General features: G+C 61.2%; 12 protein-coding genes. 8 read left to right on the top strand and 4 right to left on the bottom strand.

Annotation, left to right across the window (positions count from 1 at the left end):
* Positions 1-191: 191 nt before the first annotated feature.
* Positions 192-989: a siderophore-interacting protein gene (locus tag O0J15_RS15205; RefSeq protein ID WP_308305892.1), complete on the bottom strand. Its 798-nt coding sequence runs from the start codon at positions 987-989 to the stop codon at positions 192-194.
* 60 nt (positions 990-1,049) lie between these two features.
* A complete protein-coding gene (locus O0J15_RS15200; protein ID WP_308305891.1) occupies positions 1,050-1,610 on the bottom strand; it encodes a PadR family transcriptional regulator in 561 nt (186 codons plus the stop codon).
* A 545-nt stretch (positions 1,611-2,155) separates the two neighbouring features.
* On the opposite strand from O0J15_RS15200, the gene aceE reads away from it, so the two are divergent.
* From aceE to O0J15_RS15180, 4 genes are all read left to right on the top strand, one after another.
* On the top strand, positions 2,156-4,843 hold the full coding sequence (gene aceE / locus O0J15_RS15195) for a pyruvate dehydrogenase (acetyl-transferring), homodimeric type (RefSeq protein ID WP_012478970.1): 2,688 nt from the start codon (positions 2,156-2,158) through the stop codon (positions 4,841-4,843).
* Between the two features lie 147 nt (positions 4,844-4,990).
* Positions 4,991-5,599: a hypothetical protein gene (locus O0J15_RS15190; protein ID WP_308305890.1), complete on the top strand. Its 609-nt coding sequence runs from the start codon at positions 4,991-4,993 to the stop codon at positions 5,597-5,599.
* Positions 5,599-6,636 (top strand): phosphoadenosine phosphosulfate reductase family protein, encoded by a 1,038-nt coding sequence (locus tag O0J15_RS15185; RefSeq protein WP_308305889.1) that lies wholly within the window; start codon positions 5,599-5,601, stop codon positions 6,634-6,636. The genes O0J15_RS15190 and O0J15_RS15185 overlap by 1 nt, the downstream gene beginning before the upstream one ends.
* A gap of 821 nt (positions 6,637-7,457) precedes the next feature.
* Entirely contained in the window at positions 7,458-8,345 is an 888-nt protein-coding gene (locus O0J15_RS15180) for an HNH endonuclease (RefSeq protein WP_308305888.1), read from the top strand.
* Between the two features lie 134 nt (positions 8,346-8,479).
* Here the strand turns inward: O0J15_RS15180 and O0J15_RS15175 are convergent, their stop codons facing one another.
* Both O0J15_RS15175 and O0J15_RS15170 read right to left on the bottom strand, forming a co-directional pair.
* Complete coding sequence (locus O0J15_RS15175; RefSeq protein WP_071306540.1) at positions 8,480-8,848, bottom strand: hypothetical protein; 369 nt, start codon at positions 8,846-8,848, stop codon at positions 8,480-8,482.
* 486 nt (positions 8,849-9,334) lie between these two features.
* A complete protein-coding gene (locus O0J15_RS15170; protein WP_308305887.1) occupies positions 9,335-9,550 on the bottom strand; it encodes a hypothetical protein in 216 nt (71 codons plus the stop codon).
* 231 nt (positions 9,551-9,781) lie between these two features.
* On the opposite strand from O0J15_RS15170, the gene O0J15_RS15165 reads away from it, so the two are divergent.
* From O0J15_RS15165 to O0J15_RS15150, 4 genes are all read left to right on the top strand, one after another.
* Positions 9,782-10,420, top strand: coding sequence for a DUF1629 domain-containing protein (locus O0J15_RS15165; protein WP_308305886.1), 639 nt, complete (start codon positions 9,782-9,784; stop codon positions 10,418-10,420).
* A 339-nt stretch (positions 10,421-10,759) separates the two neighbouring features.
* Positions 10,760-11,416 (top strand): DUF1629 domain-containing protein, encoded by a 657-nt coding sequence (locus O0J15_RS15160; RefSeq protein WP_197650765.1) that lies wholly within the window; start codon positions 10,760-10,762, stop codon positions 11,414-11,416.
* Positions 11,417-11,447: 31 nt separating this feature from the next.
* The gene (locus O0J15_RS15155; RefSeq protein WP_308305885.1) at positions 11,448-14,795 is read left to right on the top strand and encodes an XVIPCD domain-containing protein; all 3,348 of its coding nucleotides are present in this window, start codon (positions 11,448-11,450) and stop codon (positions 14,793-14,795) included.
* 44 nt (positions 14,796-14,839) lie between these two features.
* On the top strand, positions 14,840-15,478 hold the full coding sequence (locus tag O0J15_RS15150) for a hypothetical protein (RefSeq protein WP_308305884.1): 639 nt from the start codon (positions 14,840-14,842) through the stop codon (positions 15,476-15,478).
* Positions 15,479-15,484 lie beyond the last annotated feature (6 nt).

Below are 15,484 nucleotides of genomic sequence, written 5' to 3'. Positions count from 1 at the left end.
ATGTAGAGCCGAGCCCATGCTCGGCTCATCGCGCGTAACGCGAGGGTGGAGCGAAAAGCAGCCGAGCGTGGGCTCGGCTCTACATGGTCAAAGGTGTGCGGACCAACGTTCCGCACCCACCAAGCAGGGTCCGCACCCACCAAGCAGGGTCCGCACCCACCAAGCAGGGTCCGCACCCACCGGCTGCCCGGTCAATCGCCGTCGGTTTCGTCCGGGTGCGCCTTCCAGTAGCCGGTGGAACGAATCCAGTCGCGCGGCACGCCCAGGTGGCCTTCGATGAACTTGCGCATCATCCGCGCGCGGCGCGATTCGGTGGCGATCCAGTAGAAGACATCGCCGTCCGGGGCCTCGAAGTCGGTCAGCATGTCTTCCAGCAGCGTACTGCTGGCCGCCGGAAAGCCGTTGCGCTCCAGCCAGTGGATGCGCACGTTCTCGTACTGCGGCAGGTCCTGGCGCTCGTCCTCGTCGCGCACTTCAATGAAGGCCTGCACTTCGGCACCGTTGGGCAGCACGTCCAGCCAACGGGCGATGGCCGGCAGTGCGGTCTCGTCGCCGATCAGCACGTAGGCGTCGTAGCTGTCGGCCACCACGAACGAGCCGCGCGGACCGCCGATCACCAGCGTGTCGCCGGGCTGTGCGCGCTCGGCCCACGGCCCGGCCACGCCCTGGTCGTGCAGCACGAAGTCGATGGCCAGCTCGCCGGTTTCGTGATCCCACCAGCGCGGGGTGTAGTCACGCGACGGCGAAGGCTCCTTGCCGTCCGGGTAGCTGCGGCCTTCGGCGGTCAGCACCGGCAGCACCATCTCGCCCGCAGCGTTGGGGAAGAACAGCTTGATGTGGTCGTCGGCGCCGGGCGAATCGAAACCGGCCAGCTCTGCGCCACCCAGCACGATGCGGCGCATGTGCGGGGTGACCTCTTCAGTGCGCAGCACGGTCAGTTCACGGAAGCGCACATCCAGGCGCAGGCGCGTGTTGTTGTGTTCGGTCATGGGGGTTACCTGTAAAGGTGTCGCGCGGGGGCGCGCGGCATGGGGGAGACCTGGCTGGAGTCAGTCTGGCTGGGTCGTTGAAATCGGTGATTGCTCGTTACCGGCGGTACCGTTGAGCAGGGCCGAGGCCCGCGTCAGCAGCGCCGCCACTTCGTCCGCCTCGCCCTCGGCCCAGCGGCCGTGGTGATGCACCAGCGCCCGCTTGAACTCGCGCAGGGCAGTGGCCAGCGGCGGCGGCAGCGAGGCCTTGGTGATCTCGCGGGCACGGTCGAAGGCACGTCGCTGCGCCAGGCGCACCTGGGTGCGCTGCACCTTCAGCTCGAACTCGCCGGCAGCGGTGATGCGGAAGATCCGCTTGCCATCCACTTCCTCGGCCTCGATCCAGCCGGCCTGCTCGAAGCTGGCCAGTAGCGGGTACATGGTGCCGGCACTGGGCGTGTAGGCCTGCATGAACTGGTTGCTGATCAGCTGCATCAGCTCGTAACCATGGCGCGGCTGCTCGCCGATCAGGGCCAGCACCAGCAGGCGCAGGTCGCCGCGGCTGAGGACGCGCGGCTGGCCGTTGCGGCGGGGCACATCCGGATCGGTGGAACGGGCTCTGGGAGAGGGGCTTCGGCTCATTTCGATATATCGGTAAACGAGTGTGCAAACGATATATCGATATGTCGAAAGCGACAACATCCGATCCGGCCACAAGCAGGTGCAATTTGGGCCACGGACCTTCGTGCGCACAGCAAAAGGGGCGCCCCCTGCGAGGCGCCCCGGCGATGCTGTGGAAGGGAGCAGGGCCATCGGGCCCATCACTCGCGACCCACCCTGGGCCCGCGACTGGCAGCGATCCAGAGGCAGGTGCGACATGTTGTCGCCGGTTCAGAACCGCTGCCCGGCGCCCACCTACGGCGGTGCCGGAGTTGCCCTACAACCGTCATCGGCAGCGGTAACACTGCGTCCTGCACATGGGCGCAGCGGCCCGCAAGCGACAGCCCGCGCCGCCGCCAAGGCCCGCCGCAGGGCCATCAGCGGGCCCGGCAAGCCCCTTGCGGACACTGGCCGCATGCATCCATACGCCTGCGTAGCCAAGTGACGAAAGCCCTTGGTGCGCTACACTTTGCGGTCTAGAAATCTATACAACAGTCGCGCGCGTGCGTGCGGTCATGGGAGCGCTAATGAACTGGTTGAACGAGGTGCTGAACAACGACCCGAATCCTGTGGAAACCCAGGAGTGGATCGAGTCGTTGAAGGCCGTTATTGATGTCGAGGGCTCCGAGCGCGCGCATCAGCTGCTGGAAGGCATGGTGGAACTGACCCGTCGTTCGGGCGCCTACCTGCCGTTCTCTCCCACCACCGAATACGTCAACACCATCGAACCGCAGTTCGAGGCCAAGAGCCCGGGCAATGCCGAGCTGGAATGGCGCATCCGTTCGATCATCCGCTGGAACGCGATGGCCACCGTGGTGCGCGCCAACCGCAAGCCGGGTGACCTGGGCGGCCACATCGCCTCGTTCGCCTCCGGCGCCACCCTGTACGACGTGGGCTTCAACCACTTCTGGCGCGCCCCCAGCGAGAACCACCCGGGCGACCTGCTGTTCATCCAGGGCCACAGCGCCCCGGGCATCTACGCGCGTTCCTTCCTGGAAGGCCGCATCAGCGAAGAGCAGCTGGACAAGTTCCGCATGGAAGTGGACGGCGGTGGCCTGTCCTCGTACCCGCACCCGTGGCTGATGCCGGACTACTGGCAGACCCCGACCGTGTCGATGGGCTTGGGCCCGCTGGCCGCCATCTACCAGGCGCAGTTCATGCGCTACCTGGAAAACCGTGGCCTGATCGAGAAGTCCGACCGCAAGGTCTGGTGCTTCATCGGCGACGGCGAGAGCGACGAGCCGGAAACCCTGGGTGCCATCGCCCTGGCCGGCCGTGAAGGCCTGGACAACCTGATCTTCGTGGTGAACTGCAACCTGCAGCGCCTGGACGGACCGGTGCGCGGCAACGGCAAGATCATCCAGGAACTGGAAGGCGTGTTCCGTGGCGGCGGCTGGAACGTGATCAAGCTGCTGTGGGGCGGTTACTGGGATGCCCTGCTGGCCAAGGACACCAATGGCGTCCTGAAGAAGCTGATGATGGAAACCGTCGACGGCGAATACCAGAACTGCAAGGCCTTCGGCGGCGCGTATACCCGCGAGCATTTCTTCGGCAAGTACCCGGAAACCGCCGCGATGGTCGCCGGCCTGAGCGACGACGACATCTGGCGCCTGAACCGTGGTGGCCACGACCCGCACAAGGTGTACGCCGCCTACCACCAGGCCGTGAACACCAAGGGCATGCCGACCGTCATCCTGGCCAAGACCGTGAAGGGTTACGGCATGGGCAGCGCCGGTGAAGCGCTGAACCCGACCCACCAGACCAAGAAGCTGGACGACGAAGCGGTGCGCCACTTCCGCGACCGCTTCAACATTCCGGTGACCGACGCGCAGCTGGCCGACGGCCAGGTGCCGTTCTACCACCCGGGCCCGGATTCGCCGGAAGTGCAGTACCTGCAGGAACGCCGTGCCGCGCTGGGTGGTTACCTGCCGCAGCGCCGCCGCAAGGCCGACAAGACCTTCGTGGCGCCGAAGCTGGAAGCCTACGAGCGCCTGCTGAAGAGCAGTGGCGAGCGCAGCTACTCCACCACCATGGCCTTCGTGCAGAGCCTGAACATCACCCTGCGTGACAAGGAACTGGGCCCGCACATCGTGCCGATCGTGGCCGACGAAGCCCGTACCTTCGGCATGGAAGGCCTGTTCCGCCAGATCGGCATCTACGCGCCGTTCGGCCAGAAGTACAAGCCGGTCGACGCCGACCAGCTGATGTTCTACCGCGAAGACCAGAGCGGCCAGGTGCTGCAGCAGGGCATCAGCGAGCCGGGTGCGATCAGCTCGTGGATGGCCGCCGGTACCAGCTACTCGGTCAGCAACGTGCCGATGCTGCCGTTCTACATCTACTACTCGATGTTCGGCTTCCAGCGCGTGGGCGACATCGCCTGGCAGGCCGCCGACATGCGTACCCGCGGCTTCCTGCTGGGTGGCACCGCCGGCCGCACCACGCTGAACGGTGAAGGCCTGCAGCACGAGGATGGCTTCAGCCATCTGGTGGCCGGTGGCATCCCGAACGTGCGCAGCTACGACCCGACCTTCGGCTTCGAAGTGACGGTGATCCTGCAGCACGGCACCAAGCGCATGATGGAAGACCAGGTGGACGAGTATTACTACGTCACCCTGATGAACGAGAACTACACCCACCCGGAAATGCCGGAAGGCGCGGCCGAAGGCATCGTCAAGGGCATGTACCTGCTGACCGACGCCGGCAAGCCGAAGAAGGGCGAGCTGCGCGTGCAGCTGCTGGGTTCGGGCACCATCCTGCGCGAAGCCATTGCCGCGGCCGAGCTGCTGGACAAGGACTTCGGCGTGACCGCTGATATCTGGAGCTGCCCGAGCTTCAACGAACTGCGTCGCGATGGTTTCGACGTGGAACGTGCCAATCGCCTGCATCCGGAAGGTGAGCAGCGCAAGGCCTACGTGACCGAGCTGCTGGAAGGCCGCCAGGGCCCGGCGATTGCCGCCACCGACTACGTGCGTGCGTATGCGGACCAGATCCGTGCGTTCGTGCCGATGAGCTACACGGTGCTGGGTACGGATGGGTTTGGCCGTTCGGATACGCGTGCGAACCTGCGTCGGTTCTTTGAGGTTGACCGGTACTACATCGCGCATGCCGCGATTGCGGCGCTGGCGAAGGAAGGGAAGATGACCGCGAAGGATGTGGCTCGGGCGATCAAGCAGTACAAGATTGATCCGGAGAAGGCTAATCCTGTTGGGGTTTGATTTCGTCAAATAATTGACGTGAAAAGGGCGGCCATTGGTCGCCCTTTTTTTATGGTCACGGGTGAATTCGTTCTGCGTCGCAACGTCGCTCCTCACGAGACGGGGGCAGGATAAGCTGTACCCTATCGCAACGGATAGGGGGGCTTCATGGAATACGCGCTCTTAAAGTCGCTCAGAGCATTGGCGCCGGGACTAATGATCCTGGCTTACTTTGATTTGACGTGCAAATTCACATTGGGCTACGAGTTTTCTTTTTGGAAGATGGACGCATCCAAGCTTCTCCTGTGTGGGTATATAGCAGGAGGAGTTTACGGTTTGCTCGTGGGGAAATGGGCTTCCGAAGCGGCATTTGGAGGGGTCAATGAGCGGGTTAGAGATCGGCTCATTTCGGTTGTGCCAGATTTGCGTGGCAAATCATGGCCGGAGATTTCCCCTCATTTCTACGCGCTGATCGATTCTGACAAATCTCTTGAGATAAAGAGCAAGGGGGTCTTCTTTAACGGCCTTCTTGTGACGAGTGCGTACTGTGGTATATGGATATCGCTGGCTGCATCGATCCTGGGTTCGGGGCTTGCGCTCGGCGGAAAGGGTGGGCTGGTCCTGCACGTTTCTCTAGTCGCAGTGGTGCTCTGCTATCTGTTATGGAGAAAATCAATCAAACGCCATCTTGAGCTTGTAGATGGTCAGCTCAACGTTATTGCTCGACGATTCGTTCCTCAGCTTGTAAAAAGCGTTAATGTTGGTCTGGGGGAGTAATGATCAGTAGCGCCATTTCAAGGTGTGCTAGAGAAATTCGGGGTAGCCGAGGTCGATCCTGGATAATTGGATACTCTGGGGGGAAAGACTCGACCGCTGCATTGAAAGTATTTCTTGCCGCATCCATAGAGTCTGGCTGCGAGAATGACAGTATCACTGTAATCTATTGTGATACTGGAGTTGAGAATCCAGAGCTCGATCTGTTCGCAAAGAAGACCCTAGAAGGAATGCGAAGGGAGCTTCCTGCGATATTCCCGAATTTGCGGATAGAGATTCTGAAGGCTCCATTGAAAGAAGGGTTCTTTGCTAGGGTGGTTGGTCGTGGGTATGCCCCCCCGACCAATCGATTCCGGTGGTGCACGAAAGGACTTAGGGTGCTTCCAGTTCAGCGATTTATTAAATCATCACCCGGCGATGCTGCAGTAGTTCTTGGCCTGCGCTTTGGCGAAAGTCGCCAGCGTGACAGATCGCTAGCGAAGGGTGGGAATGAGGGCGCTATATGGCAGGTTCAGCGCGAAGGTGCTCAGCGAGATCTTTTCCTCCCAGTGCTGGACTTTGATCTTGAGATGGTATGGGCTGCTGCACAGTCGATTTCTCTTCCGTCATCGATTGATTCAATTGCTTTGGAAGAACTTTATAGGGGGGCAACCGAGGAGTGCCCAATGGTCAAGTCTCCGCTGGCTCCGCCTTGCGCTTCTGGAAGGTTTGGCTGTTGGACCTGCACTGTGGTTAGGAGGGACAAGTCGACCGAAAGTATGATCAAGAATGGAAAGGCCTGGTTGCAGCCATATTTAGACTTTAGAGACTGGCTGCAGGTTTTTAGGGGGAATTTAAATTATCGTTGGCCGGTCCGGAGAAATGGAGCTGCTGGCCCTGGGCCTTTTACTGTGGAAGGGCGGAAGATAATATTCAAGGAGATCCAATTACTCGAGGAGGCGGTTGGAAGGGAGCTGCTATCGCATGATGAGATTTACTTAATAAAGAGTTTGTGGGAACAGGATTTAAATTCTGAAATTGACCTGGGCCTTCGTATTTAGTGGTTATAATTTCTCTGATTTCTGTTCCTGTTGCGTAAAGTTCTTTGGAGTTAAAGAGCGCAAAGCGCTTGCGGATTGAGAGTGCCTGATACAGGTGGCTGGCCCTAAAGTTAAAATACCTAAAGGCGTGGCTCGGCTTCGGTCCGGTGGCATGTTAATGGCTCATTTGTTGAGATTGATTTCCTAGACATGAGGGCAGTGCCCGCATTCAAATCCGAGCTGGTGGCGAACGCTTTTAGCCTATCGAGACATTAGGTGAGGTTGGACTGTCCGTGCACATTAAACCACTCAGCAACACGCGCAATCGATAGGGCAGACGCCATTTCAAACCGATTAATCACCTGGTTCCCAATGTGCTCTTCGGTAGCAGCGTTCCGCCGTGTGGCTTTAGCAGTCCACATCAGCTCTGCGACTATGCGCAGTCCGGCCAGCACGCAATTCGCATCTGTCTACAGAAGGCAGCTCCCAGTCATTTGATGCCGCTCCGGCCAAGGCTGACTGTCCGCATCCGCACCACTTCCTAAGCGGTCTACCCGGTGCCCATCCACCTGGCGGCCTGGCGCTGAACGCGATAGACAAGGTGTGGTTCGAGACTCTATCAACGCCAGCCACGAGGACGTGGGCGAGAGCGCGGAGGGAGCCGGTTGTGAGGCATCTCATCCCGTCAAGCTAAAGAAGGAAGCCGGCGCATCCGTGCCTAGTACTCTATTGGGCAAAAGCGTGCCGATTGCGACATCGAAAGGTACTATCCCGTCTCGAAGGCCAATAGGCCGCATCAATTAGATGAGACAGGGGGGGGAGCAGGGATGGCGTACTGGTGGGTGAACCAGAAGAAGACATTTGATCGGGCGGTTAAGGCCGGCTACTTGTGGTCGCCGAAGACCAATGTGGAAGGGAGGCCGAATCCCTTCTATGAGCACATGACCCAGGTGCGTCCAGGTGATGTGGTCTTCGCTTTTGCCAACGCTCAAATCAAGGCCGTCGCGATCGTCAATGGCGCGCACTACGCGAGAGATCGCCCTGATGACTTCAAAAAGACGGACAACGAATGGCGCAGGGACGGCTGGGCCGTTCCGGTGGACTATCACCTGGTGGAATCGCCGTTAAAGGTGAGCGAGCACATGGCGAAGATTGGGCCGCGTCTTCCGGCGAAGTATTCGCCGCTGAAGCTAGATGGCAAAGCCAACCAGGCCTACCTGTTCCCAGTGCCGCCGGAAATGGCTACTGAGCTTTTGTCGCTGCTCAATATTGACGTTGACGACCTGAGCGCTTGGCAAGAGGAGGTGCGAGTCAAGGAGATCAAGGAAGACAAAAATATTGGGGAGACAGTGAAGGCCCAGCTGATCAACGCCAGAGTTGGACAGGGAATCTACCGTAAGAACGTGAGCGACATCGAAAAGGTCTGCCGCGTTACCGGCACGAGTGAGCCCAAGTTTCTCGTCGCTAGCCACATTAAGCCCTGGGCGAAGAGCACCAACTCTGAGCGCCTTGATGGAAGCAATGGGCTGATGTTGGCGCCCCATATCGATCGGCTATTCGACCGTGGATACATCTCTTTTGAAGATGACGGCCGGCTAATTCTGAGCAAGCAGTTGCCGGAGGCAGTGCGCTTGAGGTGGGATGTGGTGCAGAAGATTCCGAGCGTTCCGTTCTCGGTGGCGCAGGTCTCGTACCTGAATTACCATCGGGCCGTACTGCTGCGTAAGTAGGAAATAATCACCGGAGGTAGGCATCTCCGAATCGGGGATGCCTTGTGGAATCCGCAAGGGTGCTTCCAACCGACGTCAGCCGATAGCACGTGGACGACCAGCAGCTACGTGACACATGGCCAGATCCAACTGGGCTATTCCCGCACGTGCAACCGCTCAGCCACCTGCGCAGTCAACGCCACACACGCCATCTTCAACCCTTCCATCACTCGATCCCCCAGGTACTCCTCGGGCGCGCCGTTCTGCCGAGTCCGCTCAGCAGCGAGCATCAACTCCGCCACCACGCGCAAGCCGGCCAACGCGCAATCCGCATCCGCCAGCTGAAGGCAACGCCCAGGCAGTTGATGCCGCTCCGGCCAAGGCTGGCCGTCCGCAGCCGCACCAGTGCCGATGCGATGCAACGTGGCGACGAAGGCGTTGGGATCGATGGACCGTTCGCGGTCGGGTTCGGCGTTGTCCGGATCGTACTGCGCGTGCAGGGAACGGAAGTCCGATGTGTTCATGGCAATGCTCCGTACAGGACAGACAGCAGCGCCACCGATAAAAGTGGCGGACGATGCGAGGCTCGAAAACCGGTCAACAACCAATCCGGCGGGTCCGAAGACCCCCACGCACCGCCCGCCATGGACCGCGAACGGATTGCCAGCCGGCGTCACACGAACGTGACGCCGGCTGACAAGCGCAAACACATGATTGTTGACCGGGTTTTCGACGCCCGTGCCACCCTGTGTGAGGTGGCATGCCAAGGTGTACTCGCATGGCTGCGAGATGCCAAGAAACCGTAGGCCGCAGAGGCCGCAAATGCTGACGCTTACGGCATTGTTGCATGCGGCACGCGCGACATAACCCTTGCGGTGCAGTGGTTTCGGCCGTTGTTAAGCTACCGCCCGAATGCGCTTCAAAAAGTACGATTTGCAGCCGTGTAGGATCCCAAAAGCGACACCTAGCCCGCCGAGCTGACACGCGCGGCGTGCCGATTGCGACACAGCTTAACTTTGCACCCCTAAGCCCGACCGAGGCCACAGCGCATCGTCGCGCTCCAGGTCGTAGTCGCTTCCGAACGCCAGCGCCGCCTCGCGTGGCGGCAGGTCTGCGTAGCAGGCCAGCAGGTACTCATCCTTGCCGGCATCGCTATGGTCGATGGCGAACAGGTGTAGGAGCTCCTTGTCGAAGGTTTCCAGCCATGTGGGTTCGATCTTGGTCACAGTCGTCCTCCAGAGGGGGAGCTGAGTTTGGCCGCGGTAGATCTCACAGGATGGGAGAGGAGCTCGGCAATCATTTGATTTCGTTTTGGTCCGATTGCCGGCCCGTGCAAGTCAGGGTAGAAAAGGGCTGCGGCTTGTTCGGGTGAACATTCACCGATCGCCTTCACATGATCGGGAATGGGTGGAGACCTTCGCTCCGCCGTCGGAGCGACAATGACATGGAGGCAGTGCATGGATTCGGTTTCAACCCGCCATCCTCGAAAATCGGAGTTCTTTCTCCTTGAGCCAGGGGCGATAAGCGGCCCTGCCTGCGGGATCGTCTTCGAGAATCTGGATCGCCTGCTGTCTCCCCCTCGCATGATCTTGCTGCCGGAGGAGGGCGGCGTCCCCTCGCTTCGCGAGGCGCCGCGCCTGGTACTTAAGCTGAGCGAAGGACCGCCGCCTCGGGATCTGGAGTCGGGGTTCAGCGGCTATTGGCTGGTCTCTGAGCGGCTGCATGACGTGATGGTCTCCGTGGATCCTCACGCCTTCACCTTTGCGGAAGCCGACTATCGCCTGGAAGACGGCAGCCCAGGCGATCGCCGCTTCCTGTGCACCGTGGTCCAAGTCATTGACGCGTTGGACGAAGGTGCGTCCAAGCTCTTCATCGACACCACCGAGGAATTCATAAACGGGAAGTTCTACGACTTGGGCGGCGGCGCGAGTGTGACGTTCGACCGGGAGAGGCTGGGGCAGGCCCACGTCTTCAGGACTCCATTCTCCGGCTCCGTGTTCTGCGACCGCGTGTTCAGGGACGCAGTGGCTGCAGCCGGTATAGACACTGACAGCGATGCGGACGGCGTGTGGTTGACGGATGCCGCGGACATTTAGGGTGTGGCCCAAGCCGGCAGAGAATTCATGAGTGGCTGGTCCTCACATAACTGACAGCCGACGCCATTCCGAGACCTGCTTATGTCTCTACGTTGGAGCACAAACATCTGGGGGTGATGAAAAAGCATGGAACCGTCGAAGCCGACCCATTCTGTTCGTGGCGAGTACTTCCTCCTAGTGCCTGATACCACGCGTCGGAGAAAAGCAGCAGTGCGCTATGCCGGTCCAGTGCGCGGTTGGCTTTCCGGAGGGGGCTTCAGGCTGTGAGCGCTCGGGCATGACTCGAGGAGGGCATGGAAGGTTGGCACCCTCTGATAAGCTCTTGGCACGCTTATTTAGATTGATTCTGAGGTGAGGCAAACAATGACTTCGAATCTGCCAAAGAAGGGCGAGTTCTTCGAGTTGCGCCCAGATGCCCGACGGCGCGGCAAAGGGCATGGCGTCGTTTTTGAGAACGAGTCTTCCCTGAAGACCCCTCCAAATTTCCTCTTGCGTCCCGATCAGGGGGGCTTCCCGCCTCTGCGCGAGACACCGCGTCTAGTGTATTACCCAAGTGAGGGGTGGCCACCGGAGGATCTTGAAGCTGGAATGAGCGGCTATTGGCTCGTTTCCGGGCGTCTCCGCGAGGTGATGGCGGCCGTGGACCCAGGTGCTTTTGCGTTCAGGGAGACTGACTATCGACTCGCTGATGGAGCAACGGGTGGCCCCTATTTCCTTTGCGATGTCATCAGAACCATTGATGCCTTGGATGAGGCAGCATCCCAGCTGAAGATCATCGTCAGTGACGACTATGAAGAGGGGAAATACTACGATCTGACTGGCGACGTCCGCTTGGCGTTCAAGAGGGAGGTCATCGGCGATGCTCACGTATTCCGGCTCCCTTACTACGAAGGTGTCTTCTGCGATCGCACTTTCAAGGAGGCGGTCGAAGCCGCGGGACTGATCGCCAGCGGTACGTCCAACGGTCTGTGGTTCTATGACGCGGTGAACTGCTGAGACCAGGCGATGCTTGAGTCAAGGAGGATTTGTGGCTGGACATTCCACTCATTTGCAGGACCATCACGCGATTGAGCAGCAGACGCTGAGGCACAGCCCATTGCTCGCAAAGCTGCAGGAGGCCGGGCGATTCAATATTCACGCGCAAGAGAACCGGCTGTTCCTCCCCGCAAACCCTGCCTATGCAGATGCGATGGGCATTACGCCGCACAGTGGCGGACCGTTGGGTGAATACCAGAACGGAATGATTCGGCGCTTGAACGAGATTCAGAGAACGCGAGACGGTAAGGCCGCGCTGCTGAATGACTCTGACGCCCTCGATAGAGTGATGGCACGTGTAGAAGCATTGCGAGACACCGTCAAGGTCGGGTTGATCAACGGCGATCTCAACACGAATACTCCGCTGGGAAGCACGCCTGCGATCACGAACAAACGAATCCGGGATTTTTTTGACGGAGTTCCTGAGTACCACCAAACGCATATCGCTCAGATCCAAGCCTTGAAAGGTTTCACCGGGGTCGACCTTGGCTGGGTGGCTGTCACTCATTCCGAAAGTGGTATCGTGACTACGCTCAATAGAATCGAGTATGACGCCAAGCCACTGACTCGCGGTGGAAACATTGAGTTGCAGCGAGGCGGCCTGTCGCTTGCCATTTCCAATGCTCACCACGGTGGCCGAGTTGTTCTGACAGAGCCGGGTATCCAGACGGTCGAGCGCGTGCTCGGCGAGGAAGCCGGGCATCGCATTCGCAGCCCGCGCTCGCAGCAAGGCGGTGCGACATTGGACCTCCTCCTCGGCGAAGCCTCCACCAGCCAACTTATCCGCTCCGGCGGCCTGCTCGCATCCGGCGCCGACGCTGTCGTTACCGCCCGTCGCACCTCGCAGCTGCTGGAAGAGGGCAACGGCACCGCCGCCCAGTCCGAGCTCACCCATGCCTTGGCGCGCAACGGCGGTGGCTGGGTCGGTGGCATGGCCACCGCGTCGGTGATTGGCACCTCCAGCTTCGTCCCTGCGGCCATCGTCGCGGGCGATGCGCTGCTGATGAGCAAGGCGTTCGACAAGGGCGCCGATCTGCTCGACAACCGCGCCGTCTACCGGCAGACCGACAAGGCCGATGTCACATGGCAGTTCGATGGCCGCAACTGGCAGCGCCAGGCGGTTATGGACAGCACAGGCGACGGCCTGGGCAATCCGGCTGAGCGCAGTGTGGGTGCCAGTTACGAGAAGGCCCGCGAGCTGGGTGCGTACGCCCACGTAAAAGCGGTAGAGCTGGCGCTGGGCAAGGCGCCGCCGCCGCAGGATCCTTTCAGCATCCCGGCGAAGGATGGCGAGAGCCGTCTGGACAACCCCAACTGGCACCGCGATGCGCAGACCGAACAGTGGACGCGGCAGGTCAAGATCAGCGTGTCCGGTGCCAACGACCGGGGGGTGTATGAGACGCAGACCGCCAGCCCCGAACGCGCCAACGAGTTGAATCGTGAGGCGGTGCAACGCATCGAGAACAACATCGCCAACGGCAAGGCCGCGATTGCCGCCAGCTACCTGGAGACTTACGTCGCTACCCGCGCCAGCGACTTCGTGCCGCTGGTGCCGGAAGCGGTGGAGCAGGCGCGTGCCAGGCCCGACGCCATCCAGGGCTCGGACAACCAGCTTTACCAGCGCGATGAAGCAGGGCAATGGCACCACGCTGGCCAGATCGCGCAGGGCAACATGGCGCTGGAGCTGGAGCTGACCCGCACCATCCAGCAGCCGTCGCTCGATCAGTTCAACCAGACCATTGCCGCATTGGACGCGCGACCGTTGCCATCTGCGGCGGAAGTGAACCAGAACGAGCTGCGCCACAGCTACTACGCTGCGGGCATCGCGCTGACCCCGGCGTGGGAGCAGGCCATTGCCCTGGCCACGGCACGCACGCGCGAGCAGCACGGCATTGAGGGTCCCACGCTGCAGGAACTGGGGCCTGTAGCCGAAGGCAACGCGGGCGCGTCCCGGCCCATCACCCATTACCAGGTAGGCCAGGATGGCGTGGCGCGTGCCGTCGCAACTACCAGCACGCAGGAGCTGCAGGCCGCATGGAATGAGATGCGCGCGCGTGCCAATGAGCAGGCACCGTTGCCCGACTCGCCCGAGCTACGCATTGCAGCGCTGTCGGCGGGTGAGCAGGAGGTGTACCGGCAGGCACTGCAGGAGGCAAATCGGCTCGGTGCTGCGCAGGTAGATGTAGGACAGGTTGCACGAGCAGCCGCGCAGCTGGCACATGGCGACAAGCCATCCGAGCAGGATGGGAACGTGGAAGTGCGGCCTGAAGAGCCGGCGACTGCGCAACCCATCGCGCCTGCGACGGTTGCGGCAGCGCCGCCAGCGGCAGCGGTCACGTCACCGCCTACGCCCGCGCCGCGGGATAAGCCCGAGCCACAGCGGTACGCCGAGCAGCGCGATCCGCCGCGGCGTGAGACGGAGCCGCAACCTCAGCCCCATCCAAACAGCGAGGCGCCTACCGAAAACCGTATCGCCTCACAGACGCCGGAGCCCGCTGGGCCGATGCAGGCACAACCGGCCGCACCTGAGCGCGCGACGCCGCATGTCGCCGCGCCTCTGGATGCGGCAACGCAGATGATGCCCACGCAGCGCACAGAGCAGGCATCGGAGTCGGAGCAGATGGCACCGGTGCCTGCGGTCGCTCCCACTCCAAAGCAGGACATGGCAGTGCAGGAGAGTGAACCGGTGCCCTTCAAGGAGCCGCTGCCTGCTGAGCCTGCGCGCGATCCATGGCCTTTGGAGCAGGAAGCGGCACAACACGTGCCAGAGCCCGAAACGGCTCCATTGGATGACCACCAGCCCGTCACTGCGGCTGTCACTGTTCCTGCCGCGCCCAGGATAGCGCCAAGCCCTGAACCGACCGCGCCCGCACCGGATGAGGCATCGAGCCCGAACAGGGCGCTGCAGGACCCCACGCAGCCCGGCCACCCCGATCACGCGCTGTATCAGCAGATCCGCGAGGGCGTGGAAGCGCTGGACGCCAAGCACGGCCGCAGCTTCGATGAAGTCAGCGAACGCATGACGGCCAGCCTTCTGGTGCTGGCCAAGGACAACGACCTGGAACGGGTGGACCATGTGCTGGTGAGCAACGCCACGCACGAACACCCGGCTGGGCACACGCTGTTCGTGGTGCAGGGCGAGCCAAGCAATCCGGCGCATCAGCGCGCTGCGATGCCGACGGAGCTGGCGGCGCAGACATCAGTTGAAGAGTCACTGCAACAGTTCGACTCTGTCAGCCGTGAAGCGCATCAGCGTGCGCTTGCCAATCAGATGGATCAGCAGCTGGAAGATCAGCGGGTGCAGCACGACATCCAGATTCGTGCGGCCAGCGGGGGATGATCAACGTGTGAGCTGCACTGGGCGAACTGCGAAAAGGACCGAAGATGAAGCCACAAGGAAAGCGCCGGATCTGCATGCTCGCTGGACTGCTCGTTCTTCTGGCTACGGGGTGCCGACCCGAGGCGGCTCGCGACGCAGGCTCGATAGCAGAGGCCCATCGTCCGGATCTGGTGCCGCTTGTGCGCGCCATGCCCACCTCGTCAATGGATGAACCATTGGCGGTGGAATTCGATGTGGATGTTCCCAGCAAAAATTCCTCTCCAACGCTCATGATCGGCATTCGCGTTGACCGCACGGATAACACCGCGGCGTTTTGGGCACTGGCCGATGTTCGGGCGTCCGAGTTACAGGCGAAGGTTTCCATGCAGCGCCTGGAATCGAGTGGATGGAAGGACGTGCCCTTGCACCGGCTGGAATGGGTCATTGGGGAACCTGCCAGAACAATTCCCATCCCCGCCGATGGTCGAGTGACAAATGCGTGGCTGGACGATGTTGACGTGCTGGCGCTGCAGAATGCTGGGCTGGAACGACCCGATGATAACTATGCACAGCTGGCCTTCGCATGGGCACGCAATCCATCGCCGGGCCGATACCGGGTTGAAGTGCAACTGCACTCCCCTCTGCCACAGCTTGAGCCGTACCAGCCGGAACTGCTGGTTGCTTACCTGCGCAGGCCCAAGTAGCGAAGC

The organism is Stenotrophomonas sp. Sm10 (genome assembly GCF_030985515.1).
GTDB classification, from domain to species: Bacteria; Pseudomonadota; Gammaproteobacteria; order Xanthomonadales; family Xanthomonadaceae; genus Stenotrophomonas; species Stenotrophomonas hibiscicola.
The sequence above is the reverse complement of the archived record's forward strand: the minus strand, read 5'-3'. Positions and strand labels throughout refer to the sequence as shown.

Excerpts from the sequence above, each read along its gene's own strand:
- O0J15_RS15205 (WP_308305892.1), bottom strand. The coding sequence starts at position 989 with ATGACCGAACACAACAACACGCGCCTGCGCCTGGATGTGCGCTTCCGT.
- O0J15_RS15200 (WP_308305891.1), bottom strand. The coding sequence starts at position 1,610 with ATGAGCCGAAGCCCCTCTCCCAGAGCCCGTTCCACCGATCCGGATGTG.
- aceE (WP_012478970.1), top strand. The coding sequence starts at position 2,156 with ATGAACTGGTTGAACGAGGTGCTGAACAACGACCCGAATCCTGTGGAA.
- O0J15_RS15190 (WP_308305890.1), top strand. The coding sequence starts at position 4,991 with ATGGAATACGCGCTCTTAAAGTCGCTCAGAGCATTGGCGCCGGGACTA.
- O0J15_RS15185 (WP_308305889.1), top strand. The coding sequence starts at position 5,599 with ATGATCAGTAGCGCCATTTCAAGGTGTGCTAGAGAAATTCGGGGTAGC.
- O0J15_RS15175 (WP_071306540.1), bottom strand. The coding sequence starts at position 8,848 with ATGAACACATCGGACTTCCGTTCCCTGCACGCGCAGTACGATCCGGAC.
- O0J15_RS15165 (WP_308305886.1), top strand. The coding sequence starts at position 9,782 with ATGGATTCGGTTTCAACCCGCCATCCTCGAAAATCGGAGTTCTTTCTC.
- O0J15_RS15150 (WP_308305884.1), top strand. The coding sequence starts at position 14,840 with ATGAAGCCACAAGGAAAGCGCCGGATCTGCATGCTCGCTGGACTGCTC.